1 protein-coding gene is annotated in these 1230 nt (G+C 45.5%); it reads right to left on the bottom strand.

The features are described 5' to 3' along the window. A partial coding sequence (locus R8N47_RS23515) for a DUF4158 domain-containing protein (RefSeq protein WP_206926158.1) occupies positions 1 to 1124 on the bottom strand: 1124 nt, incomplete at its 3' end. Between the last annotated feature and the right edge of the window lie 106 nt (positions 1125 to 1230).

Genomic DNA, 1230 nt, shown 5'->3' with positions numbered 1-1230 from the left:
TTCAGGTAAAGGCAGAGGGTCTGGATATCCCTGTCATTCATGACCTTCAATGCCTGTTGTCTGACTACTGAGAAGGGTTGATTATCATCAATGTTCTCATCCACAAACAGATGCAGTAACTCTGCCGCTTTCGTGACATTGTCCGCGGCTGACTGCCAGGACAGGAACACTGCTTGTTGTGCAAAGGTGTTGGCAGCTTCTTGTTGCTTGCGGATATGGTAAATGAACCCATCAGTTAACCGTTCCAGTGCCAGTTGTATCCGCTCTGTCAGGTGACATAGCAACCATAGATGCTGCTGTGCGCGTTTGAATCGTTTGAGTTTACTACCGTAATAGTTGATGAGCTCACCGAAGTGTTGTCGATTTTTAAGAGACAGATTAAGCCCATCGATAACGCCATTGATTTGCGTGCGCCATGGCGCTAACTGATGATAAAGGGCAAGCTCTTTTTTAAGTTCAGGTACGGTCAGACTTTTTGCACCGCCTCTGAGCTGGTTCAGGCTTAGTCCGTCATCAATGGCTGTTATGCTGTCCAGAAAGACGTGAAGTTCAGGACTGGTGAGTTGATTAAGTTGGTGCGCCAGGTCTTTTCTGACCTGCTGCATCGCTCTGCTTATCAGTCTCTGGAGTACGGTGTACCTAGGGATAGCAATGCTGTGACTGGTTAGGAATTCAATAGCAGTATCAAAGAGGTAACGCGGCTCCAGCCAGGCATTGCCCACCTGAACAAGGTGGTCGAAAAGAGAATTGAAGTGCTGACTTTCGTCCCATTTGTGATAACCAGCAAGGTCTAATACTTTTGCGTAGAGTCGATCTTTTTGTTTTTGTGAGGGAGTGAATGGTCTGAGCCCCTTGCCGCCAAGCAGCTCTTTACTGATGAACATTAAATCCTTAGAAACCTGCGAGTAAGCGATATCTAGGATGACGGGCTTTGATTTGAAGTATCCCAAAATCGCGACAAAGTAACATCTATGAGCTCTGAGACGAATTGACCGAAAAACTGCCAATTCCGCATCGTTCAGAGAAAAGTACAGACGTTGTTCTTCGATTGAAAAAATGGGTGGGGAATAAAGATCTGCCTGTTCTGCTCTCGTGAGAATAGTAATTTCGTTTTTGATGGCCATATCAGGGCTGTTCCGTATTAAATGTACGATATTTACCTAATTTGCCACACTTATAAGTAGTAACCCACCTCCGCAGCCATTTATTGGTGTGGTCTACAGAGGATTA

Source organism: Vibrio sp. 2132-1 (assembly GCF_033344315.1).
Note: the sequence above shows the minus strand (reverse complement) of the source record. Positions and strands in the feature narration are given on the sequence as shown.